Origin of the sequence: Vibrio sp. 10N.222.46.A1 (assembly GCF_041473595.1) — a bacterium.
Classification (GTDB): Bacteria; Pseudomonadota; Gammaproteobacteria; order Enterobacterales; family Vibrionaceae; genus Vibrio; species Vibrio tasmaniensis_A.
In genome coordinates, this window is record NZ_JBFRSN010001247.1 from 1 (window position 1) to 1276 (window position 1276).

The following is a 1276-nucleotide window of genomic DNA, read 5'->3' on the forward strand; positions in this document are numbered from 1 at the left end:
AAGTAGTAGTAAGTTGGAATCTTAGTCAGAAATTCAATGCGCCCTCTTAGACCCCAACCGCGTTTAAACAACACACTCTTAGTATCACTGATCTCGGTTAGCGTTGCATGTTCAGCACGGCAACCACCACCCATTTGCACTTCATCACAGGCTTGCCATTCGGTCTGCCATTTCAGTACGGCTTTATGATCGCCATTAAATGTCGGCGGGTTACGATATAGTGGAATAGGCAACAAGCTGTCGCCACTGCGCAGCGGTGAACAGGTATGCACGAACGTCGTGTACAACACTTGCCAGCTCGGCGTTTCATCTTCGGCTACTTCTTCGGAGTTAAGATCTCGGCCAAGCAGACGCATCTTAGGCGCTAATAAACTCGCCGCAGATAAGCGCTCGAAACAGACTTTGACGAAGTCTGAATGATTACGTGGGTGTAAGCTATCTTGCTCCGGACACACAACGCGAACATAGAATTCACCGTCACCCATCACGATTGGAAACTCACGACCTAACACTTGTCCGTTATAACGAAGTGCATCCATTAAGCCATTAACCGCCTTATCGACAGCGCTTACCGTTGTGTTATCAAAACACTCAAATTGAAGTTCTAGTACGTACATCTATTTATACCGCTGGTTGTAGCTTTTCTAAAAATTCTGCCAATGTCTCGGCTAGTACATCACGATTTTTGGTGCCTAAGCGCTCTAGGATTACGTTACCCGTTAGGTTACAGATAGAGATAACATCCAGTTCAGCATCAGTCGCGGCAATGAAAACCGTTGGTTTTAGCTTCAAACGACGCTGAGTCACTAGGTGTCCTAAGATGTTTTCTTGTAGGCATTCGAAATCTTCATCACTCCAAATCTGTAACAGAGTCAGTTCGTTACCATCAAAAGTCGCGTTCATATCCGCACTAAATTGTGCGCCGTAGAAAGTCTTGACGTCTTCATGCAGAGTCAACTCAATACCCGTTTCAACATTGGTGAAATCTGCGAATTGCTCACGTGGATAGTGTTTCCACAACACGGCATCACCACTCTTTTCTTCTACGCATGGCGATACGATGTCCACTAACTCCTCATTACGAGGTAAGCTTTGGTGTTGCTGCTGCCACGCGTCAACGTATCGCTGACTGAAAGAAAGTAGTGCGTCTTGAGCGCGTTGAGTCATGAAAATCTCCTAAACACAAAATAATAAATAGAATCCGAGCCCTTTCCGTGCCGATTAAGCGATGACTTAATGACAGGATAATGGGGATTCAGTAAAATCGACCCCATTC

General features: G+C 45.6%; 2 protein-coding genes. Both read right to left on the minus strand.

All coding sequences use genetic code 11. From position 1 onward, the window contains the following. Positions 1-617 (minus strand): Zn-ribbon-containing protein (locus AB4496_RS25640; RefSeq protein ID WP_372132664.1); only part of this gene is annotated, 617 nt, incomplete at its 3' end. A gap of 4 nt (positions 618-621) precedes the next feature. Continuing rightward, complete coding sequence (gene syd, locus AB4496_RS25645) at positions 622-1167, minus strand: SecY-interacting protein (protein WP_009847453.1); 546 nt, start codon at positions 1165-1167, stop codon at positions 622-624. Positions 1168-1276 lie beyond the last annotated feature (109 nt).